The sequence below is a fragment of the Parapedobacter sp. 2B3 genome, from assembly GCF_041925275.1.
GTDB lineage: Bacteria > Bacteroidota > Bacteroidia > Sphingobacteriales > Sphingobacteriaceae > Parapedobacter > Parapedobacter pyrenivorans_A.
This window is the reverse complement of the sequence record NZ_JBHEUZ010000034.1, coordinates 1-22,785: the sequence shown is the minus strand read 5'-3', so window position 1 is coordinate 22,785 and position 22,785 is coordinate 1. Positions and strand designations below refer to the sequence as shown.

18 protein-coding genes are annotated in these 22,785 nt (G+C 51.3%); 10 read left to right on the top strand and 8 right to left on the bottom strand.

Annotated features, from left to right (window positions below; all coding sequences use genetic code 11):
- Positions 1–311 precede the first annotated feature (311 nt).
- Complete coding sequence (locus ACEVG1_RS20430; protein WP_374745584.1) at positions 312–767, top strand: SbcC/MukB-like Walker B domain-containing protein; 456 nt, start codon at positions 312–314, stop codon at positions 765–767.
- Between the two features lie 2 nt (positions 768–769).
- Complete coding sequence (locus ACEVG1_RS20425) at positions 770–1,909, top strand: Wadjet anti-phage system protein JetD domain-containing protein (RefSeq protein ID WP_374745583.1); 1,140 nt, start codon at positions 770–772, stop codon at positions 1,907–1,909.
- A gap of 479 nt (positions 1,910–2,388) precedes the next feature.
- Here the strand turns inward: ACEVG1_RS20425 and ACEVG1_RS20420 are convergent, their stop codons facing one another.
- From ACEVG1_RS20420 to ACEVG1_RS20400, 5 genes are all read right to left on the bottom strand, one after another.
- The gene (locus tag ACEVG1_RS20420; protein WP_374745582.1) at positions 2,389–3,930 is read right to left on the bottom strand and encodes a Fic family protein; all 1,542 of its coding nucleotides are present in this window, start codon (positions 3,928–3,930) and stop codon (positions 2,389–2,391) included.
- A 106-nt stretch (positions 3,931–4,036) separates the two neighbouring features.
- Positions 4,037–4,306, bottom strand: a complete 270-nt coding sequence (locus ACEVG1_RS20415) for a hypothetical protein (protein WP_374745581.1) — start codon at positions 4,304–4,306, stop codon at positions 4,037–4,039.
- Between the two features lie 183 nt (positions 4,307–4,489).
- Positions 4,490–5,089 carry an alpha-ketoglutarate-dependent dioxygenase AlkB gene (locus ACEVG1_RS20410; RefSeq protein ID WP_374745580.1) on the bottom strand — a complete coding sequence of 200 codons (600 nt, stop codon included), beginning with the start codon at positions 5,087–5,089 and terminating at the stop codon, positions 4,490–4,492.
- Positions 5,071–5,310, bottom strand: coding sequence for an Ada metal-binding domain-containing protein (locus ACEVG1_RS20405; RefSeq protein ID WP_374745579.1), 240 nt, complete (start codon positions 5,308–5,310; stop codon positions 5,071–5,073). The genes ACEVG1_RS20410 and ACEVG1_RS20405 overlap by 19 nt, the downstream gene beginning before the upstream one ends.
- Positions 5,297–6,145, bottom strand: coding sequence for a bifunctional helix-turn-helix domain-containing protein/methylated-DNA--[protein]-cysteine S-methyltransferase (locus ACEVG1_RS20400; RefSeq protein WP_374745585.1), 849 nt, complete (start codon positions 6,143–6,145; stop codon positions 5,297–5,299). Before ACEVG1_RS20400 ends, ACEVG1_RS20405 begins: the two co-directional genes overlap by 14 nt.
- A 197-nt stretch (positions 6,146–6,342) precedes the next feature.
- Here ACEVG1_RS20400 and ACEVG1_RS20395 point away from each other — a divergent pair, with 197 nt between their 5' ends.
- The 7 genes from ACEVG1_RS20395 (at position 6,343) to ACEVG1_RS20365 (ending at position 16,045) form a co-directional block, all read left to right on the top strand.
- Positions 6,343–8,886, top strand: coding sequence for a DUF5686 family protein (locus ACEVG1_RS20395; protein WP_374745578.1), 2,544 nt, complete (start codon positions 6,343–6,345; stop codon positions 8,884–8,886).
- A 2-nt stretch (positions 8,887–8,888) separates the two neighbouring features.
- A complete protein-coding gene (locus ACEVG1_RS20390) occupies positions 8,889–9,662 on the top strand; it encodes an enoyl-CoA hydratase/isomerase family protein (protein ID WP_374745577.1) in 774 nt (257 codons plus the stop codon).
- Between the two features lie 38 nt (positions 9,663–9,700).
- A complete protein-coding gene (locus tag ACEVG1_RS20385; protein WP_374745576.1) occupies positions 9,701–10,741 on the top strand; it encodes an AI-2E family transporter in 1,041 nt (346 codons plus the stop codon).
- A gap of 75 nt (positions 10,742–10,816) precedes the next feature.
- Complete coding sequence (locus ACEVG1_RS20380; RefSeq protein WP_374745575.1) at positions 10,817–11,890, top strand: DUF2891 domain-containing protein; 1,074 nt, start codon at positions 10,817–10,819, stop codon at positions 11,888–11,890.
- Position 11,891: 1 nt separating this feature from the next.
- Positions 11,892–12,569 carry a hypothetical protein gene (locus ACEVG1_RS20375; RefSeq protein WP_374745574.1) on the top strand — a complete coding sequence of 226 codons (678 nt, stop codon included), beginning with the start codon at positions 11,892–11,894 and terminating at the stop codon, positions 12,567–12,569.
- A gap of 3 nt (positions 12,570–12,572) precedes the next feature.
- Complete coding sequence (locus tag ACEVG1_RS20370; RefSeq protein ID WP_374745573.1) at positions 12,573–14,489, top strand: hypothetical protein; 1,917 nt, start codon at positions 12,573–12,575, stop codon at positions 14,487–14,489.
- Between the two features lie 89 nt (positions 14,490–14,578).
- On the top strand, positions 14,579–16,045 hold the full coding sequence (locus tag ACEVG1_RS20365) for a glycine--tRNA ligase (protein ID WP_374745572.1): 1,467 nt from the start codon (positions 14,579–14,581) through the stop codon (positions 16,043–16,045).
- Here the strand turns inward: ACEVG1_RS20365 and ACEVG1_RS20360 are convergent.
- Positions 16,040–18,367, bottom strand: coding sequence for a glycoside hydrolase N-terminal domain-containing protein (locus tag ACEVG1_RS20360; RefSeq protein WP_374745571.1), 2,328 nt, complete (start codon positions 18,365–18,367; stop codon positions 16,040–16,042). The genes ACEVG1_RS20365 and ACEVG1_RS20360 overlap by 6 nt on opposite strands.
- A 27-nt stretch (positions 18,368–18,394) precedes the next feature.
- Entirely contained in the window at positions 18,395–20,356 is a 1,962-nt protein-coding gene (locus ACEVG1_RS20355) for an alpha-L-fucosidase (protein WP_374745570.1), read from the bottom strand.
- Positions 20,357–20,642: 286 nt separating this feature from the next.
- Between ACEVG1_RS20355 and cobA the strand changes: the two genes are divergently transcribed.
- A complete protein-coding gene (cobA, locus tag ACEVG1_RS20350; protein WP_374745569.1) occupies positions 20,643–21,455 on the top strand; it encodes a uroporphyrinogen-III C-methyltransferase in 813 nt (270 codons plus the stop codon).
- Between the two features lie 14 nt (positions 21,456–21,469).
- On the opposite strand, the gene ACEVG1_RS20345 is transcribed toward cobA, so the two are convergent.
- On the bottom strand, positions 21,470–22,549 hold the full coding sequence (locus ACEVG1_RS20345; RefSeq protein ID WP_374745568.1) for a formylglycine-generating enzyme family protein: 1,080 nt from the start codon (positions 22,547–22,549) through the stop codon (positions 21,470–21,472).
- Between the last annotated feature and the right edge of the window lie 236 nt (positions 22,550–22,785).

Sequence of the window (22,785 nt, the reverse complement as noted above, 5' to 3'; positions counted from 1 at the left end):
ATACCCTGGTCAATTTCCGCCGGAATAGGTGGTCACTTTATTCCGAAATCCGGTGGTCAATATAACCGAAATCTCCAAATAAGTCTCTTGAAAAGATAAATTTTAAGAAGACTCCGCCGACTTTTATTAAGCTACACGTAGAAAAAGACTATTCTGCAAGGGTAAAAGATTTCAAGATTAAACTAAATGACTGGAAACCCAATATCGTAGAATTTGAGCGAACCAAGGACTACGATATTTTAGAAGAAAGTTTTAACAAGATAAAGCTGCTGCTCGATCAGCTTACAAACGAAGAAAATACCAGAAAAGAAGTGCTGGATGTCCGAAATTGGCTAAAGTTCCGGGCAGTGGAACATTACCGGGAAGATCCGTCCAGAATATTTAGGAGCTACACCGGAACGGCCAAACTATCAGGAGGCGAAGGTGCCCAGCTTACCTATACTATTTTAGGGTCTGCCATTGCCTACCAGTTTGGCATACACAGCGAGGGTATCAACACCAACTCATTTCGTTTTATATGCGTTGATGAAGCGTTTAGCAAACAAGATGACGAAAAAGCACAGTTTCTTATGGAACTCTGTAAACAGCTTCATTTACAGGTAATGGTGGTTTCTCCGGCAAAAGCCGAAGAGGTTGCAATTGTGGAACCGTATATCGCCCGTGTGCATTTCGTTCAGCGGAAAGATAATCGCCACTCCGTAATTTACGATATGCCTATTAAACAATTGCGCGAACACCGGGAACAATATTTACAGGTAGCGGAATAACTATGATAACAGTTGATGAAATAAGAAAAAAGGCTTCGCGAATATATCCGGACATTCTCAGGAATAGTATTCTCGGAGTGGACAGCTTTCCCTTGAACCTACGTTCAGATAAAAAGCTTTCCAAAGATTTTACCACGATGAGCAGGGAAATAGCTCACTTGATGTCAGAGGCGAAAGATAGGAAGGGATATGGTTATACCGTTATTTCCCAAAAAGTGAAAAGCCGGTCGCATAGTATACAAGATATTCCCCAGTCTATCAGGTTTGATACGTTACAAGACTTTCTGAGATTTATTGGTAAGGTAAAGGAGTACGAAGAATTTAAGTGCAACTGTAATCTGATCAATTCAGAGATTCAGGAATTAAAAGAATGGACAGTTAAAAACCCCCTAAAAGTTGTTCAGAACCAAAATAAATGGGGAAACCTGATGAAAGTCTGTCGATATTTCAAACAAAATCCTAAACCCAACCTGTACATCAGGGAATTGCCGATAAATGTTCATACAAAGTTCATTGAAAGGAATAAGGGGGTAATCCGGGAATTACTAGACATTCTACTCACAGGACATATCAATAATGAGTATAAAGAATTTGAAAAGAGATTTCATCTTAAATTCAGTGAACCGTTCATCCGGTTTAAAATACTGGATAAGGGAATTAGCCAGAAATACTTTTCGGGAATTGATGATATTGCTATTTCGGTTAGTCAATTTGAAACATTGAATTTGCCGATTAAAAGAGTATTGGTGGTGGAAAACAAAACAACACTTTATACCACTTTGACTTTACCCAAGATGGATGGGACGATTGCTATTTTCGGAAGTGGTTATAGTGTTTACAATCTTAAATACACACATTGGTTTTCGAATGTCGAATTATTTTATTGGGGTGATATAGATGTACAGGGGTTTGAAATCTTGTCCCAATTTCGGTCCTATTTTCCTCATACGAAAAGTATGCTAATGGATAAAGCGACTTTTGAAAAATTCTTTGAAGAAGACAAAGGCAAGCCTACCAGCATTTCGATAAAACTTAATTTGACAGAACATGAGCAACAGCTTTATGAACTTTTGAAAATAAATAATTGGAGATTAGAGCAGGAGAAGATCCCATTATACTGGGTTAAAGAAAAGCTCATGTGAGACATCTATCCACCCAACAGGTCCTCCAAAAGCTCAAGAATATCCATGAAGTGTTCTAATAATTTCCCGTTACTGCTACCAAAGTTGCAAAAGAGGCAAAATCCAGTCCTAATTCTGGTATGCCTCTTTTTTTATTGCTTGCAATTCGCTGAAAATAAGCAACATACGCAAAAACAGAATTTATCCTTGGGGTTCGACATTCGTCCGTTTTCTTGTTATAGGTAATGCCCTCGGGAAAGAGCAGAAACCGGATGCGCTGCTTGGCGATATAGATGATATGGGATAGATTTGGATCTTTTCGGGATATTGTACTGGCAGAAGACATCGACAGGATTATCAAATTCCCCGATGGGAAAAAAGATCAAGTTTGAACTTTCTTTGCTAAATCATAGCCAAGACACGATTCAGACCAGTGATATTACCTTTATCTATAAGGAGAAGTTTCCCGGAAAATAGCGTATCCTCACAAGCAGTACAAGCTAACGCCGGATGCCCCGGCCGTTGTCCTGCCGGTCATCGTCGGGTTCCCACGGGTTGCGGGGAGGCTCCGGGATGCGGAGGATATGTTCGTCGCCCTCCTTGAAGGCATTGCTCGCCTCGAGTACCTGTTGCATGGCATCCATGTCATTGCCGGTAATGGTGGCACTGAAGCGCTGCGCCCTCTGGAGCATACGGATAAAGGTGTCCGGCTCGTGCCTGCGCGTGAGCTGGCGGAGCGCACCGAGGTAATCCTCGCGGTAGACCGTGGGTATGATGATCTTCGTCTGCCCTGCGGCAGTCAGCTCGGCATTCATCATGACCCTTGCGAGCCTGCCGTTCCCGTCCAGGAAGGGGTGCACCTCGCTGACCAGGAACATCATGTACGCTGCTTTGGCAAAGGGGTCTTTGAGGGCGCGGTAAAAGTCGAAGCCCCGCATGAGCGTACCCCTGACGAGGGTATGGTCGACGAACTCGGTATCGCCCGCGCGGTTGTTCCTGTCCTTGAATTCGCCGGGGTTCTTGGCCGGCCGGGCAAGCATCAGCGTCCTGTGCCGGTAGCGGAGCATCTGCAGGAGCTGCTCGGCATCTTCGGGTGTGGTGGACATCTCCTGCCTGTTGGCCACGATCTGGTAGGTGCCGAGCACGTCGTGGGAGTCCTCGTCCCTTGCGGGCAGGGGCTTTCCGGTCTCGATGATACGCAGGGCTTCCTGCACGTCGAAGCGTGTCCCTTCTATAAAGTTGGAGAAGTAGGCTTCGTAGAAGGCGAAATTGCGGAATGCCCGTGGGCTGTCGTTCGCATCGGGCAGGTCGGCGAATTCGCGTTGCCGGAGTTCCACGAACAGGCGTTCGAAGACCTCGAGCCTTGCCGGATCGTAAGGATGCCCGAACGCACGGGCGATGGAGACCGGGGATTTTAGGATGTCGGTGGGCTTGGTGGAGAGGATCGCCCCGACCATGCGGTCGAGTTTTCCGAATTCCTTTGCCATACCGAGGATTCCGGCGATCTGCCTTGCCCGGTCACGCAGTTCGTTGAGTCCTTCCTCGCCCTTGACGCGGACGATCTGGTCAAGCTTTTCCTCGATTTCGGGCAATGGCAGGGTCTTGGATTCCCCTCCGACCTTGCGGGATTCCTGCAGGTTTTCCAGCAGGGCGCGTTCCTGTCCGGAGACGTGGAGGCCGTCGGTAAACAGGTTGTCACCGTCGGTTGCTCCCGCCCCCCGCATGATGTTGAGGGTGACCCCCGGCAGTTCCACCTTTCGGTTGTGCGTGTGGGTCAGGAAGATGTCCCCGGTCTGTGTCGGCCTGTATTCCAGTGCCGAGCGGTGGCTGAGCAGTATGCCGGGATAAAGCTGTCCGATGATCCTGAACAGGTTGCGCCGTACGATCTCCGCAGGGTCTTCCTCCAGATTGGGCGTATATACCCTTGGGGCGATCTTTTTCAGCTTCCCCGATCTTTCCAGCTTCCCTATCGTCCTGCTGACTTCGGGGTTGCTTGATGAGAAGATGACCTCCTGGAGGTGCAGTGGGATGTCCTTGTCCATGGTGCCGGTTTTACAAATTTTTTACCTTAACTCTCCGATCCGGCCGCTTTTACACAAATTTTTCGGATTAATTCAGCCAAATATACAAATTTTTCGGATTAACTACCTAAATCCCCCGACCGGACTGCTGTTGCCGGTCGAGGCGGTCGATCTGGAATTCGATCCAGTCCTCCACGCTGAACACGATCGCCTGTGCGATCCTTTCGTTTCCCATTGCCCAATCGAGCGCCTGTTGCCGGTGTTCGGGATTTTCGCTCGCATCGAGCAGGTAGATACCGAGTATATCCAGCACTTCTGCCGTGTCCATATCTGTTTCACTGACATAAGTGGAAAAACCATACATACTGACCCCTTTCCACCGAATTTTATTCCGCACATAACCATCTGGCCCGCAATAACAAATGGGGTCATTTTGAAATTGACAGAAAGGGGTCACTCAGTCGTGGTTTGTCCAACTACGTCAACATCCATAATTTCAAAACCATCAGAGAAAATCCAACAGAGGCCCCATCCGCTCGAACAGGATAATCTTCTCTGGTCTGGCTTCCTATTTAATGACTTACCCACGCTCTACAATCGTCCTAAACGTTAAATTTACCCTCGGTGTCGTTACTTTTTTTGTCGGCGGAAGCCTATGTAGCCAATGCGTTTGCGTGGTGTCTTTCATTACCAATAGACTGCCGTGCTCCAAAACGAGTGCTACTTTTTCTTTGCTCTTTTTGTTCTTGAAAGCAAATTTTCTTTCAGCCCCCAGACTCAACGAGGCTATCGCTCCATCTTTCTTCAAGTCGGCTTCTCCGTCGCTATGCCAGGCCATCCCTTCGTCCCCATCGTGATAGAGGTTGAGCAAACAGGAATTAAAACGCTCACCCGTTTCTTTTTCTAGGGTGCTTTTGAGTTCCAAGAGCTCTTTTGTCCAGGGCAAAGCGTATTTGGTGGTGTTGGAATAGGTGTATCCAAAAGGCTTTTCGCCGTACCAAGCCACTTTCCGTTTGGTAATGATCTTCTTACCGAAAATAACGGCTTCATCATTCCGCCATTCGATGGTTTCCAATAATCTATCGAGATAAAAATCGGCTTGATTCTGGGCCAGCAATTTCCCGTAGTAATTTACGGTCCCCTCATAAGGAAGCCAATTTTTTAGTTTCCATTTTTCCATTTTTTGTAGTCATCTTTCATACAATGTCCGCACGGACGATAATTATTTTGCTGGGCTTCCTGCGCTGATGCAAAGAAAACCCGGTTTTCCCTTTTCATTCGCTTGCCGGGAGCACAATCCAACAAGCCATATATTTTCAGTCTGCGGTTCCCGCCAAAACGGATTTCCCGCCCGCGGATCTTGCTTCGTAAATCGTTGTCTGCGATTTCAGAATGATGCATAGTTTTTTGCTCCTTCCCAACCGATAATGGCTGTTTTCCGCGTTGTTCCCCAAATGTAGCCGCCGAATGCTCCCGACGATTGGATAACGCGGTGACAAGGAATGAGGAAAGCAACGGGATTGCTCCCTATGGCCGTCCCCACGGCCCGCGAAGCCTTCGGCTTTCCGATTTGCCCGGCTATATTGCCATAGGTGGATAATTTGCCCATCGGGATTTTCAACAGACTTTCCCAAACCTTCAACTGGAAATCGGTTCCTTTCAGGTGCAGTTTTATTTCACCCAACTTGCTCCAATCGCTTTGGAAAATGAATAGTGCGTTTTGTTGCAGTAAGTCGAGTTTCCTTCGGAATACGGCATTTGGAAATTTTGCTGTCAGATGGTCCAACGCCTTTCCTTCATCGTCTTCAAATGCCATATAGCAAACGCCTTTTTCGGTAGCGGCAACGATTAAAGAACCAAAAGGGCTTTCCGCAAAACTGTAATTGATAGCAAGGTTTTTACCTCCGTTTTTGTATTCGGCAGGTGTCATTCCCTCGATGTTGATAAACATATCGTGCAACCGGCTCGTACTGGAAAGCCCCGTTTCGAAAGCGGTATCAAATAGCGTGGCCTGTTCGTCTTTTAGGATTTTCTTCGCGTGTTCAACACTGGTATATTGCAGAAACCTTTTCGGGCTTGTGCCGGCCCACTCGGTAAATAGCCGTTTGAAGTGTGACGGGCTTAGATGTATCTTCTCGGCGATTTCGTCCATACGGGGTTGTGACCTAAAGTTTTCTTTGATATAATCGATCGCTTCGGCGATCCGACTATAATTTATGGTTGCTTGTGTTTCCATCATAGCATGTTTTATACGGCAAATGTCCGAAAGCGTTGTCGAGTATAAAATCCGAAATGTATCATTCTTGAATGCAAATATTATATTTTTATAGAGACGACGGAAAAACCGGTCCCAAGCGAAAGTTCCTAAACTTCCCAACAAATTGTATCTTGTGGACGTTTATACTCGTTAGGTACGAAACGGAATGGGCTGCTATGAGAATACGATCCAACGCTTTGAAAGGAATGCTGCTGCTGCTGGGTATGACCGCCTTTTCGTCGCTCGTAGCGCAACCGGCCATCCGTGGAAGGGTAACAGATGCGGCCACGGGTGAGGGCATTGCCGGGGTTACGGTATCGTTGCTGTACACCGACAGGGGCACCTCTACCGACAGCCTGGGAAATTATGTGCTGGTGCTTGCCGGCGGGGGTACCGAGATCCAATTCATGGCATTGGGATATAAGAGTGCCACGAGGCCGTTGCCTCGGGATGGGGTGCAAACCATCGACGTTGAATTGGAGGAGGATTTCAGGGCACTTGAGGAAGTCGTCGTCAGCGGAAAAGGAAGGTACCGGAACCAAGATAACCCGGCAGTGGAGCTCATCCGCAAGGTCATCGAGCACAAGGGCATGAACCGGTTGACGCGTTTTGACTATGTGTCTTTCGATGCGTATGAGAAAATCATGATGGCCGTAAGCAACGTGCCCAAGGTTGTCACCCACAATGCACTGACGCGGGGCTATCGCTTTGCGTTCGAGAATGTAGACACGACCTTGGTGCCTGGCCGCTCGCTCTTGCCCATATACTTGGAAGAAAAGCTCTCGAAACAATACCGTAGCCACTATCCGAAAGCGACAAAAACGGTAACCACCGCGAACAAAAAGACCGAACTCGATGCTCGGTACGTCAACAATGAGAATATCCAAACGTATTTCAATTTCATCTACACCGACGTGGATATCTATGAAAACAACGTGTTGATTTTAAACAAGCCTTTCTTAAGCCCCACGGCGGATGCGGCGCCATTATTCTACAAGTTTTTCATCACGGACACCATCTCTACGGCCGAAGGTCCATTTGTGGAACTGACGTTTGTGCCAAGGAATGAGACAGACCGGCTTTTCTCGGGCAGGTTACATATCACCTTGGATGGGAACTACGGTATACGCCGTGCCGACCTGCGGATTGGCCAGCAAGCGAACCTGAATTGGGTGAATGACCTTACATGGACGCTCCGGTTCCATCGCCATGACAATGGCGTGTACCTACCGGCTTATTCCGACATGAGAATCAACTTCGGATTGCAGGGCAGTGAGGGCGGAGCCTTCGGCGAGCGGACACTCGTATATTCCGGCTATGATACGGATACGGTTATCCCGGCAGAAGTTTTTGGCGGCCAGCAGATGGCGACCGTTGCCGGCGCCAACGCGCGGCCTATTGCATATTGGGACCGTGCGCGGCCGATAGCACTGACCCCGGTGGAGACCAAGACGTATGCCAACCTGGATAGCTTGCAGGATAACCGCTCGTTCAGGCAGACATTGAAACTGGGCTATTTGCTTTCGCAAAGCTATATCAACGCGGGATCGATTGAGTTTGGCCCGGTGGAACATGCCTACAGCTTCAACGCCCTGGAAGGGAGCCGTATCCGGATAAGTGGGCGCACCACCCGCGAATTTTCTGACAAGCTCTATGCCGAAGCCTATACCGCCTACGGAACCACGGACAGGCGATGGAAGTTCTATGGCAGTGTGGCCCATACGCTCAATCGGGGGAAGATCGGAGTGTACCCGGCTCACTACCTACAGCTCACGTACCAGCACGACGCGCGGGAACCCGGCCAGTTGCTGGGTTTTCGCAATGGCGACAGCTTCGTACGTTCATTCCGTGGCGACAAACAGGATAAATGGAGCTATTTTGACGTGATGAAGCTCAGCCACGTGATGGAACTGGGGAACCATTTCATGTTCCGGTCCTCTTTTGTTTCCCAACGGCAGGATCCAACCGCAAACCTTTTTTTCATAACGGCGGCCAATAACCCCGATACGGTGCGCAGACTGCGTACATCGGAGCTGGTTTTTGATCTTAGGTGGGCCCCCCACGAAGCATTTTTTCAGCGGAACCTGGAGCGCACACCCATCATCAACGAGTACCCGATATTCAACCTGCGCTATAATATGGGACTCAAAGGGCCCTTTGGGGGACAGTACCGCTACCACGCCCTGCGGCTGGATGTTTCCAAACGTATATTCCTCTCCCAATTGGGGCTCGCTGACGTAAACGTAGCCTCGGGCTACCTATTCGGCACCCTGCCTTTTCCGCTGCTCGACATTCCCTATGCGAGCCGGACCTATGCGCTGGCGGAAGATGCCTATGCGCTGATGAACGACCTTGAGTTTGTGAACGACCAATACGTCAAGCTGCACGTGGAATACCGGCCGCATGGATTCTTCTTGAATAAGGTGCCTTTTCTGAAACGGTTGAAGATACGTGAAGTGGTTGGATTCAAGGCGCTGTATGGCGACGTGCGACCCGAGAACCGGCCCGAGAACAACCCCTCGGTTTTTTTGCTCCCTGCCGACGGGGATGGTAACCGAACAACGTTTACGATGGGACGGAGGCCGTATATGGAGGCGAGTGCGGGGCTGGAGAATATTTTGAATGTATTGCGCGTGGAATATGTAAGGCGATTGTCGTATCTTAACCATCCCGATGTTGACAGGGGCGGATTTCGTTTTAGTGTGAAAGTAGACTTTTAGCCATGATTTACCAGAATTTACTTGTTGAGGACGCGGGATACATCCGGCGCATTACCATCGCCCGGGCAGAGAAATTGAACGCGCTGAACAAAGCCATCCTGGCAGAACTGAGTGATGCCATTGCTGCTGCGCTGGCTGCGGAGGCGGTGAGGGGTATCGTGCTGACTGGCTCGGGTGAAAAAGCATTTGTTGCGGGAGCGGATATCGGCGAGTTCGCTTCTTTCAATGCCGACCAAGGGCGGGAACTGGCCCGAGCGGGGCAAGCAAGCGTGTTTGATGTGATACACCATGCCACGAAACCCATTGTGGCGGCAATCAACGGCTTTGCCCTCGGTGGCGGGCTGGAGTTGGCATTGGCATGCCATATCCGGGTGGCCGCTAGCCAGGCGAAACTGGGCCTGCCGGAGGTTTCGCTCGGGCTCATACCGGGATATGGCGGCACACAGCGCCTTACACAGCTGGTAGGCCGTGGCCGTGCGCTTGAAATGATCCTGACGGGCGATATGATAACGGCAACCGAAGCACTTGATTATGGCATGGTGAACCGCGTCGTTGCGCCCCACGAATTGCTTGCCGAGGCAGAGGGCATCCTCAAGCGTATCGTCGTTCGCTCACCAAGCGCAGTAGCCGCGGCAATCCGGGCCGTCAATGCAGGTGTAGGGAATGCAGCCCAGGGTTTCGAAACGGAGATCGAGGAGTTCGGCCGGTGTTTCGGTACGCCCGACTTCACAGAAGGGGTCGCTGCTTTTCTGGAGAAGCGAAAACCAAATTTCTGATTTGGCGTTGTAATGGAAAAAAATTAGTCGTATCGCTTATGTCCTACTCCGTTTTCACCCAGAAAGAACGTAATATCATTACGTTGGTACTGTTGGTTTTGTTGGGCCTGGTAATCGCTTTCGCCGTGCGTGGGATCATCGGTGCGCTTTTGGGTACCATGGTTATGTATACCATGTTCAGGCCGATGAACATCTGGCTGGTGGAAAAGCTCAAATGGCGGCGACCCATTGCGGCCGTGGTCATCATCGTTTTGTCTTTCTTGATTATCGTCCTTCCGTTTTTGGGCATAGGAACGATGCTCACCAACAAGATAGTGGGCCTGATAAAAAACCCCGAGTGGATAAAGAATACGGTAGATACCATCAATGCATATGCGGGCGATAAGTTGGGTAAGCCAGACCTCCTCCAAGAGCAGCTGGAGAAAAGCGCCACTTATTTCGGCGGAATGTTCACTTCTTTGCTCAGTGGCGCCGCGAGCCTATTCCTGGATATCACCGTCATGTATTTTCTCCTATATTTCCTGTTTGTTAATTTCAGGAGTTTTGAGCGTGGTTTACTCCGTTATTCACCATTTAAAGTAGAGAATGCGGTGCGTTTCGGCCACGAGCTCCGTAATATCACCTACTCCAATGTAATCGGTCAAACGTTCATAGCGCTGGTACAAGGAGGTGCGCTGGCATTGGGCTTTTGGATATTCGGTTTTGAAGATCCGCTGTTTTGGGGTGTAATCTGCGCTATCCTCTCCTTTGTTCCGCTGTTGGGCCCGCCACTCATTTTCGTGCCTGCCGCGGTTTTCGCATTTACGCAGGGTGAGAACCTGGCGGCTATCGGCCTCCTGGTATATGGCTTTGTGGTGGTAATCAACATCGACAATGTGCTGCGGCTGATCATCGCAAAAAAAGTAGGCGATATCCACCCGATTATCACCGTGGTGGGTGTCATCATCGGGATTCCGCTGTTCGGTATGATGGGCCTTGTCTACGGACCATTGTTGCTTTCGTATTTTTTGATCACGGTGCGTATCTACGAAGCGAATAAGCGGGAGGAAGAAGGGCCGGTTGAAAATACCTTGAAATAGGGATTCCCTTTTCGGCCTTATCGCCATATCTTTGCGGCAGACATGATGACCATGCGGAGTTTTATAGTTTTATTTTTGGCGTTTGTTTGCCTGGAAACAGGCCACGCCCAACCCGTTGTTCATTATGAAACAACGGGCAACCGGGTGGCACTCACGTTGATGGGGGCCTCCCACCTTGCTCAATTGCCGCTCCACTGCATGCAGCAGCCGTATCCCTACAAAACGGGCATCGTCTTTGAAGACGCTACGTTTGTGCGCAGCCCGGCCGATTACCATCCGGCGTTTTACGGTTGTTTCGATTGGCATAGCAGTGTGCACGGCCACTGGATGTTGGTACGGCTCCTCAAACTCTTCCCCAACCTTCCCGAAGGCAGGGAAATCAGGGAAAAACTTGCCGGGAATCTTACGGCGGAGAATATAGCGGTTGAAGTGTCGCTATTTAGGGGGCTGAACAGCAGCTTTGAACGGACCTATGGGTGGGGTTGGTTGCTTCAGTTGCAAGCAGAGCTGTTGTCATGGAACGATCCGCTGGGTAAGTTGCTCGGGAAAAACCTACAACCGCTTGCAAGCCTCATCAGCGAGTCTTACCAATCGTATCTGCCGAAAATGAATTACCCTGTCCGCGTGGGGGAACATACAAACCTCGCGTTTGGCCTGCGTCTTGCCTATGATTACGCCGTACAGGTTGGCGACAGCGGGCTCGTTGATGTGATCAGCAAAACAGCCTTGCGCTTTTATGCGGAAGACAAGGGGTGTCCGCTCAGCTGGGAGCCGGGTGGGGCCGACTTTTTAAGTCCTTGCCTGGAAGAGGCTGATTTGATGTGGCGTATACTTCCTGCGGCTGCCTATCAACGGTGGTTAAAAAGGTTTTTACCCCAACTGCTTAAAAAATCATTCAGCCTCGAGCCGGGTACGGTGAGCGACCGGACCGATGGCAAACTGGTGCACCTCGATGGCCTGAACCTGAGCCGGGCATGGTGCCTGTATGGTATCGCGCGCCACGCCGGTGCAAATGAGCAACGGCTGCTCGGGGTGGCAAGAACGCATCTGCAGGCCGCATTGCCCCATGTGGCCAGCGGTGACTATATGGGCGAACATTGGTTGGCTTCCTTCGCGGTGTATGCGCTTACGTCGCAAGAAGAAAATTAGCATGACAACGACGAGAATAAGGTTGATTTTATTAATACCGGGGCTTGTTTTTTTCGTTTCGTGCTTCCAGATCATAGAAGATGTGACCGTTAAGGGCGACGGTTCGGGCGTGGCGGTATTTACCGCCAATCTGAGCCAAAGCAAGTCCAGGCTTGTATCTGTGATGCTGCTCGATAGTGTAAACGGATATAAGGTCCCTTCGAAGGCCGATGTTCGGAAACATTTGGCCGAGTTGTCGGCGGCACTCGGAAAAATCGATGGCATATCGAATGTGACACAAACCGTCGATTTCGATAAGTTTATCGCGGTCATCCGGTTTTCTTTTGCCGATGTGGATAACCTGAACCGTATTTCTGATAGAATCTATGAAGAAATGAAGCTCAAACCTTCCGGCAATTCGTTTTATGCATACAGCAGCAATGACCGGACGTTCACCAGGAAATACGTATACGAACCGAAAACCAAGGTGGAGTTTGACAAATTGAAAGAGGCGGATAAGGCGGTTTTCAAATCGGCAACTTATACGAGTATCTACCGTTTCGACCAACCTGTAGCTACGCAAAGCAACACATCCGCAAAAATCGCCGCGTCAAGAAAGGCGGTGATGCTGCAGAGCACCGTGCTGGATCTCATCGCGGGAAAAAAAGACATTACCAACCACATTCAATTGATTAACTGACACATGAACAGATTATTTGTTGCCATAGGCATGTTGATAAGCGCGGTCGCAAACGCGCAGGACCTCGCAAGCAAAATACCGCACGATGCGTTTGCCGTGGTGAATATCCGGACGGATCATTTCTTTGAGCTGATAAGTGTGGACGAATTTAACGCAACCACCGTAGGGCAGGCTATCCGGGAAAAGGCCGATGAAGCGGGGCTTGAGGGTATTCAGGGGGTCTCGGATTTTGGGATAGCACTTGACCGTACAGCCTATTTTTATGCGAAACTTACGGACAGCGTTACCTACTTCAACTTCTTATTGCCTATCGCGGATGCAAGCAGCTTCGAAAGGTATTTTGCCAAAGGTGAAAACGTAGATGACCTCGGTAGCTACAAGCGTTTCCGTAAGGAAGTTTCGGGCGATAGTACCGTTTTTGCCTGGGACAATAGCGCGCTGGTCATTTCCAGCGCCAACCTCGTTGGCAGCTACTTTGAACAGCCCGAGGTTGCCGAACGGTACGGCATCATGAACTATAACTATGATGACTATTACGGTAATGATTATGATACTGCGGCCGAAGCAGACAGTGCATACGCTAATGATTGGTCGATTGAAGGAGATACCGTGAACGGTGTGTGGGAAGTTGATACGACACTGATCGAAGCAGATGCGGCCTATGGTGCCTATGGTTATGACGATTATTCGGTGGACACGGTGCTGGAAGACGACGGGAACCCCTACGATATGTACTATGCGGCGGACCAAGCGATCAAACAGCGGATCGAATCGGAATGGGCGGCGGCGCATGCCTCGGCATTGTTTGGCGGTATGGTGGAGGAGAGTGTTTTGGCCAATCGTTCGTACTTGGCGAGCTTAAGCAAGGACGCGCTTGCATCGGTTTGGATACCGAGTTTCGAATCCATCTACACCGCGCTGGTACCGGAGCTGGCGGACTTCCGTTCCCCCGACAAATTATTCAGTTATTACGGGAGCCTCCAAGCGGGGTTGTTTGCCGACAAGGAGGGGTTCAAGTTGAAGTCGACCATGGAAGTCAATGACCATATGGCCAAGAGCTTTAAACGGATGTACGGGGGCAAGCTGAACAGGAAGTTTCTCAGGTACTTGAACACGGACGACGCCATCGGCTATTTTTCGATAGCCATGGATAGCAAAGCCTACCTGGAAGAGTTACCGGCTTTAATGAAAGATACCTACGGCGGGATGTTCTCTCAGTACGCCGATGATATTGATCTGGGAGCCGAGCTGCTGTCGCTGATGCTAGATGAAGGAGCGTTGGCGAAAGTAGCCAAGGGCGACGCGCTATTTGTGTTGAATGGCGTTGCTGAGAAAGAGGTTCCCTACACCAGCTATGAATATGACGACGATTACAACTACCAGGAAGTGGAGAAAACGAAAATGGAAACCATCCCCGATTTCCTCTTTATGTTTTCATCGGATGACGCGGCTTTTTACAACCGGGTGATGTCGTATGTCATGCGCAAAGGGTATTTGATGGAAGAAAGCGGCGTTTACCAATTGGTCAATGCCGGGCTGCCATTTGATCTGCTGTTTACCCGGAAGGAAGGGATTGTATTCATCGGCACGTCCGTAGACCAGTTACAGGCTATTGCTTCCAACCAATACCGTGGCAAACTGGATGGCCATGCTCGCAAAATGCTCACCAAGAACAAGTTTGTGGGCCTGCTAAGCGCCAAGAAGCTGTCGGCACAGATCCCGCCTGACCAGCTGGCATCGTTGGATCGTTATATCGCATTCCACAAGATGTTTGGTTCCATGGGCGATTTCTATTTTACATCCAAGGGCATCAAGGGGAATACCGTTTCGGGAGAATTTGTGGCACAGACACCCGCTGGTTTTGACAACGCTGTGCAATACCTGTTTGCACTGGTTGACTACGCCACCGAACAACGGTAGAGTGCTGGTAAAGGACCGGATAAGCAAAACCTTTCACTGGAGGTTTTGCTTTTGCATATCATCGGCTTTTTATCTATGTTTGCCGTCTTATGAGCAAACAGACGGACGATTTCTTTAAAAACGTGGTTTCGCATGCCAAGGAGTACGGCTTTGTATTCCCTTCGAGCGAGATATATGACGGCCTTAGCGCGGTCTATGATTACGGCCAATTGGGGGCGGAACTAAAAAACAACCTCAAATCATATTGGTGGAAAGCCATGGTGCAGCTCCACGAGAATATCGTGGGTATCGATGCCGCCATCTTCATGCATCCTACCACATGGAAAGCCTCCGGGCACGTGGACGGGTTCAACGACCCCATGATAGACAACAAGGATTCGAAAAAGCGCTACCGTGCAGACCAGCTGATCGAAGATAAAATTGCCCGTTACGAGACCGACGGGAAAACCGAGAAAGCCCAGCAACTGCAGGCCGACCTCGACGCGGCACTGAATGACGACGACCTGCCCCGCCTGAAAGCCATCATCGAGGAACACGATATTGTGTGCCCCCTATCGGGCACCAGGAACTGGACCGAGGTACGGCAGTTCAATCTGATGTTTTCCACCCAAATGGGTGCCTCGGCGGAAGGTGCGGAGACCGTTTATCTGAGGCCAGAGACCGCCCAGGGAATTTTTGTCAACTTTCTGAACGTACAGAAGAGCGGCCGGATGAAGGTTCCCTTTGGTATTGCCCAGATCGGGAAAGCCTTTCGCAACGAAGTCATTGCCCGCCAGTTCATCATGCGCATGCGCGAATTTGAGCAAATGGAACTGCAGTTCTTCGTGCGACCCGGCACCGAGCTCGAATGGTACAGCAAATGGAAGGAAACGCGCCTCAAATGGCACCTGGCTTTGGGAGGAGACGGTGCCAAATACCGTTATCACGACCACGTGAAGCTGGCACACTATGCCAACGCAGCAGTAGACATCGAATATGAGTTTCCGTTCGGGTTTAAAGAAGTGGAAGGCATCCACTCGCGTACGGACTTTGACTTGACCCAACACCAGAAATATTCGGGCAAAAAGCTGCAATACTTTGATCCGGAGGTCAACCAGAATTATGTGCCATATGTAATTGAGACGTCCATAGGACTGGATCGGCTATTCCTCACGGTACTGTGTAATTCCTTTGAGGAGCAGGATTTGAGCACGGAGGACAAAAAGGACTCCCGTTCGGTATTGCGTTTCCACCCTGCGTTGGCGCCCGTTAAGGCTGCGGTACTTCCGCTGACAAAGAAAGATGGATTGCCCGACAAAGCAAGGGAGATTCTCAACCGGTTGAAGATGGATTACAATGTGCAGTACGATGAGAAGGATTCTATAGGCAAACGCTACCGCAGACAGGACGCGATAGGCACTCCCTTCTGCATCACTGTAGATTATCAATCGCTGGAAGATGATACCGTTACGCTGCGCCACCGTGACAGCATGGAGCAGGAGCGCGTCGCTGCGTCGGAGCTGGAGCGGATGATCGGTGATCTGGTGGGTTGGAAAAATTTGCTCGCTGCATTATAAGCCGGCAACGTTCCCCGTTTTTATGAGTTTGCCGTTTACCAGTACGTCCACCGGCGTGCCCGAGGGTGAATGTACACGGTAGCTTACCACCGTGCCGTCTTGCCATTTGATGTCTACGGTGTAATTACCCCTTGCTTTCAACCCCTTCACTTCCCCGTCTTTCCATGCCGCTGGCAATGCGGGGAGCAAATGGATAAACCCTGCATGGCTCTGCAACAGCATTTCTGCGATGCCGGCCGTCCCGCCGAAATTGCCATCGATCTGGAAAGGCGGGTGGGCGCAGAAAAGATTTGGATACGTGCCTGCGCTGGCGCCTCCATACGTGGTTTCATTGCCAAATGCCGGCTGCAATAACTGCCGCAGGATTTCCAAGGCATGGTCACCATCCTGCAATCGTGCCCAGAATAGGATTTTCCATGCCCTGCTCCAGCCGGTGCCGCCGTCTCCGCGTATGCCTAGGGTTTTCCGTGCTGCTGAAGCCCATTCGGGCGTGGTTTGTGGAGAGATAAATGCAGCGGGATACAAGCCATAAAGGTGTGACACGTGGCGGTGTTGAGGCTCCGGTTCCCCATATTCCTCCAGCCATTCCATGATGCGGCCGTCGTTCCCTATCTGCACCGGAGGGGGCAGCTGCGCCAGGCTATGCTCCAGTGTGTCCACGAAAGCATCCCGCAACCCGAGGGTATCCGCCGCTGCAATCACGTTGCTATACAGTTCCCGTACAATTTGGTTGTCGATCGTGGGGCCCATGGCTACGCTCGCTCTTTTGCCATTGGGCAGCACGAATGCATTCTCCGGCGAAACCGAAGGTGCGGTAACCAGCCAGCCGTTGCGGGGTTCCCTTATCAATGTGTGGTGGTAAAACACGGCGGCGTCACGCAGCACGGGATACACATCCTTCAGGTAGGCGGCATCCTTGGTAAAGAGGTAGTGCTCCCAAAGGTGGTTGCACAGCCAACCGGAGGCCGTGCTGGCTCCCCAAGAGGCCTGCTCGCCCGGGGCGGAATACCCCCAGACATTGGTCATCATATAACAAACCCATCCGGGCGCATTGTAATACGCCTTCGCGGTATTCTTGCCCGCCCGGGCAACGGATTTGATCATGTCGATGAAAGGTTCATGCAGCTCCGGCAGGTTTCCGACTTCCACCGGCCAATGGTTCATCTGTGCGTTGATGTTGAGGTGATAATCGCCGTTCCACGGGGTTTGCACTTGATGTGCCCAGAGCCCCTGCAAATTGGGCGGCAACAGGCCCGGGCGGGTACTGCAGATACTGAGGTACCGCCCGTATTGGAAATATAACGCAGCGAGTGCATTATCGTTTGCCGGGTTGTCAAAGAACCTTTTCAACCGCCGGTCTGTGGGGATGTCGGTGGTTTCTGGACCGGCGATCTGCAATGACACCCTACTGAACAGTTGTTGAAAATTGGAGAGGTGATTCTTTTTCAATACGCTATAGGGTGTCTTCAACGCTTCCTCCATCAAGCGGGCCGACTGCTGCTCGTAAGGGTTTCCCCTGAAATCCGTGGCGGCGGATAGATAAAGGACCGCCTCGTCCGCTCCGGTGAGCTTCAATGCCGTGCCGTCAATGCCGAGCTCGCCCCCTGTGTGCTGGATGCGGATACGGGCGAGGTAACGCATCCCGGTACCGCCATGGCCATCATTTAACGCTCCGAAAAGTTGTAATTCGTCGCCCACGAATCGGAGTTCGGCGTTTTCTTCCCGGGTCAGTGACACCGAAAAAGCCAATGCGCCCTTGGCATCGGCAGAAAGCCGGATTATACCGACATCGCCATCGAACGACGTGAAGTATTCGCGGCGGAAGTTCACACCGCCTTGCCAATACGAGGTTTCGGCAGTAGCGGTTGGTAGATCGAGGGTTCGCCGGTAGTGCTCCACTTCGCCCTGCGGGTGCTCATAACGGATCGTTAACTCACCCAACGCCTGGAAACAACCGTAGGGGACGTTGGCACCCCTCCCATGGCCGCTGCCTTCCCCTACGCAAACGAAATTGGCATTTACCAACTGTTCCGCTTCGTCGTTCCGGCCCTGGAGAAGCAGCTGCTGGATAAGGCCGAGATTTTCATGCGCTTCGTAATGGTTCGGGTCCTGCTCGCTACCGGACCAAAGGGTGATGTCATTTAACACGACTTTTTCATTGACAAGGCCGCCATCGGGCATCATGCCCAAACGGCCGTTGCCTAAGGGTAGGGTTTCTTCCCATACGGTGGCGGGCCTGTCATACCACAGTTGTAAAGGTTGTTGCGCCTGGGTGGTCAAGAGTAGGGTGCAACATAATGCGAAGCAAGCGGTTCTTTTCATGGTTCGGCTTGTTAAGTCACTCTCCGGTTAGTCGTTATGTATATTGAATTCGGCAATGGATACGGGTGACCGTTTACCTGCCGCGTTCGCGGTTGCATGGACGGTAAATCGGAAGTACCGTGCTTTCGCCCCGCCGTCAAAAGCTACATATTGCGTGATGGGATTGGCAACGATATTTGAAAACTCACCCGTAGCGATGGTTTTCCATGCGTCGCCGTCACTGCTGGTGGCGAAGGTGTATCGGCTTACTAGCCCCGTTGCATCGCCGTCTTGCCTGGGGAGGTAGCTGAAACCGGTAAGGGTATGCGTATGCCCCATATCGATGGTAACTTGCTGCGGCAGGTCCGTATCTGCGGTTAGCCAAAATGTGTCGTCTCGGCCATCGATGGCCAATGCAGGGTCTCCCCCTTCGAACCCATTGTTTATGAGCTGCCAATCTGCTCGGTCGACATGGTTTCGCTCGGCCCCGTCATACACGTAGCTGGAAGCGGCCACTTTGAATAGGCCGAAATCGCTCAATGCCACGGGGACCGGTGCAAATAAGCGTAGCCGAAGGCGCTGGGTCGTTATCGGTTTTTCCAATGGGATAATTCGGCTGGACCCGATGCTGGTCGCACGGGCGAGCGGTGTCCACGTCCCTCCCTCCCAACTGTCCACGAGCACGCTGTCCAGCCGCTGTCCGAGCTTGATATTTTCGCGGAGGCGGATGAGGTCAAAGGTCTTCCCGGTTCCAAGTTCGACTACCAATTGGGGCGATGTCTCCCCGTCATCGGTAGCCCAGTAACTGTAACGGTCGTCATCAAGCAGGTTGTTTGGACCAAAATGGTCAGTATGGCCATTGCGGACGTTTGATGCCTCGAATTTGGCATCGGCGGCCAGGTTGGTAGCGAACGTCTCGGTTAGTTTTTTGCCAAAGCCCGCAAGCGAAGCCACATCGGCGGGGTGGAGAAGCCCCTCCGTGTTGGGCGCAAGCCCGAGGTTCAGCGCGGCCCCACGCCCTACGCTTTTGAGGTAGAGGTCGAAAAGCTGGTCCGGGGTCTTTACCTGATGGTCCTGCTCGGGATGGTAGAACCAGCCGGGCCGAAGCGGGACATCGCATTCTGCGGGAATCCAGTGTCTGCCGTCGCGCTGGCCACTGCCCAAAAACCGATCATCCACATGGCCGGGGGCAGCCTTTCCGCCACCCGGGCCAATGGGCGTGAATGTAGCCCAGGAGGTTTCGGGGGCGATGCCCTTTTCATTGCCCACCCAACGGGTATCGGGGCCGATATCACTGAAAATGACGGCGCCGGGCTGCATGTCGCGGGTAATGGACCATGTTTTTTCTTCCCATTGGTAGTAGGTGGAGCGATCGATGCGCCGCATCTCATTGGCTCCACCATAGTATCCGTCGCCTCCGTTTGCACCATCGTGCCAGCTGGTAAACAGGTCGCCGTAACCGTGATAAAGTTCACGTAATTGTTCGCGATATGCCTCGGCATATTTTTCATTGCCATACTCGGCATCATGGCGGTCCCAAGCCGATACATAGACGCCAAACTGCATCCCGTATTTGCGGGTGGCCTCCATAAACTCCTTCACCATGTCTCCTCGCCCGTTACGCCAGGGGCTGTGCGAAATGTTATAGTCGGTGGTTTTGGTGGGCCATAGGCAAAACCCATCATGGTGCTTTGCCACCGATATGAGCCCGTTGAAACCCGCGGATTTCGCTGCTTTGGCAATCTGGTCTGGATCGAAATGTAGCGGGTTGAACGAATTGGCCGGTGCATCGCCGAAGCCCCATTCCTTGTTTTGAAAAGTGGTGGGTGTGAAATGGATAAGGCAATACAGTTCCATTTCGTGCCAATTCAATTGCGCGGCCGTTGGGACGGGCCCATAGGGCTCCGGTTCGTTCTGCAATTGGCCGTTGGGTGTGCCACAAGCGGCCATGGCTAGGAGCGCCAGGAGCCAGGTGGGCCGTATGAACGTATTACTGTTGCGGTATTCCATAGCGAAAGGGTTTATAAAAGCAGTAAAGATAACAGTTTGATCAGTAGATGGGGGCTGTTGCAAGAATAATTGAGTTTTTGGGTAGTACAATTGATATACTAAATTGTCGGGCTGTTTGATAGGCTGACGAATGATAAGTGCATTTCTTTTAAAACATATTGAATTAATAATCAGATAATTATAAATAAGCGCTGCTGGTTTGACATAAAATAACTACAAAAAAGGTAGACATTGTGTATATTTGCCGACAACATTATATTATTGGGTATACTAGCTTATCGGAGATATGACACAGGCTTTTGTAAAGAAACAATATATAGATCCTAGGATCACACTGGTGGGTGCAGGCCCCGGAGACCCGGACTTAATTAGCTTGAAAGGGATCAAGGCGTTGAAAACGGCGAATGTGATTCTTTACGACGCATTGGTTGACGAGCGGCTGCTGGCTTATGCCCCTTCGGAAGCGATCAAGGTATACGTAGGGAACCCCTCGGGCGACGAGAACTTTTCCCAAGACGTTGTGAACCAGCTGATGGTTGATTATGCCTTGAATTTCGGCCATGTGGTACGGCTGAAGGGCGGGGATCTGTTCGTTTTCGGCCGTGGTTATGAAGAACTTGATTACGCCGCATCGTATAGTATCGAGGCGACGGTCGTTCCGGGGATTTCGAGTGCCATTTCCGTTCCGGGGCTCCAGGGTATCCCGGTTACCCATCGTGGTTTGAGCGATAGCCTTTGGATTCTGGGTGGGTCGGACGAGGCGGGCAACCTTTCGGAAGAGTTAAAAGATGCTGCACGGAGCCGCGCCACGGTCGTGGTCTTATTGGGTTTCGACAAATTAGGTGAAATCGTCGCCCTTTATCAAGCCGAAGGAAAGGGAAGGCTGCCGGTAGCCGTTATCCAGAACGGATCTATGGCGAATGAGAAGGTAGCTGTTGGGATTGTTAACACGATAGTGGAGGTGGCAGAAGAAAAGGGGATAGACAATACCGGCCCCGTACTCTTGGTGTTCGGCGCCACGGTGGGGTTAAGCGGGCAATTCCAACACATCAGCCGGTTTTTCCAACTGGCGGAATGTGGCGATCACACCGGTGAATAACCGGTTATTTTGAGTTAATCACTACCTGGGGCCGGCTGATCGCTCACGCACCGGAACCCGAGGTTGTTGCTGCCGCTGCTGATCTCTCCTTTTCCCCGGCTGCCAGCAATATAACGTTCACAATACTGTTCATTACATAGGAAAGACCCACCGCGTTGCACGCGCTTCACGGTTCCGGGTTCGGTGGGATCGAAGCTGTCCGCGGGCCCCTTCGGGTTTCGGGCCGGGCTGTTTTCATAATAATCCGGCCGGTAATAGTCAGCGCACCACTCCCATACATTTCCGTCCATATCATACAATCCCCATGCATTGGCCGGATACGATTTGACAGGGGCCGCTCCTTTGTAGCCGTCTTCACCCCTATCTTCTACCGGGAAGTTTCCCTGGTATACGTTGGCGGTCCATTGACCCTGCGGCTTTAACTCGTTGCCCCAATAATATTTGGTGTCTGAGTGCCCGGCACGGGCGGCATACTCCCATTCCGCCTCGGTAGGGAGCCGTTTGCCGGCCCATTTGGCGAAAGCTGCCGCATCTTCATAGGCTATGTGCACTACCGGTTCATTGCCACGGCCTTGGATGTCGCTTCCGGGGCCTTCGGGATGCCTCCAATTTGCCCCTACCACATACCGCCACCATTGCAGGTGGTTATTCAGGTTTACGGCTTGGTTTGGCGGTGCAAACACAGCCGAGCCGGGCTGTAAAGCATCGAGCGGCACATTGGGAAAGTCTTTGGGGTCCAACGGGCGCTCTGCGACGGTCTGGTAACCGGTTGCGGTTACAAAACGGGCGAATTGCGCAATGGTCACTTCGTGCTCATCCATCCAAAAGCCATCCACCGTTACTTCGTGCAGGGGGTGCGTATCGGCAAAATCCGTTGTCCCCATGCGGAAGGTCCCTCCTTGGATATAAACCATGTGGGCGTCATCGGCACCGAGAAAGGCATGTTTGCTTTCAGATTCTGCAATCGCGGCGGCACGGGAAGGGATCCCGTGCGAGACGCACGTGGCCATGCTATCGGCATCGAAGACATCCGCGGTTTGCGCTTCTTGTCGCGGTTGGTTACAGGCGGCAAGCCATACCAGGTTAATTATCATTGAAACAGCCCCTATCAATCGATTTTCCGATACCATGTGAACGTGGTGATTTTATGGTGCAAAGCTAAAATATGTAACAAGACGTTAAAGATATGATTTTAACCGGGAATGTTGCAAACATCGGAAAGAACGGCCAGGGAAATCGCTTTTAAAAATACGCGGCGAGCAGGCTGCTTCGGAAATCGTCATCCAGGGCAGCGCGTTGCCTCTTTTTAGGCTTACTTAACTTTGATTCG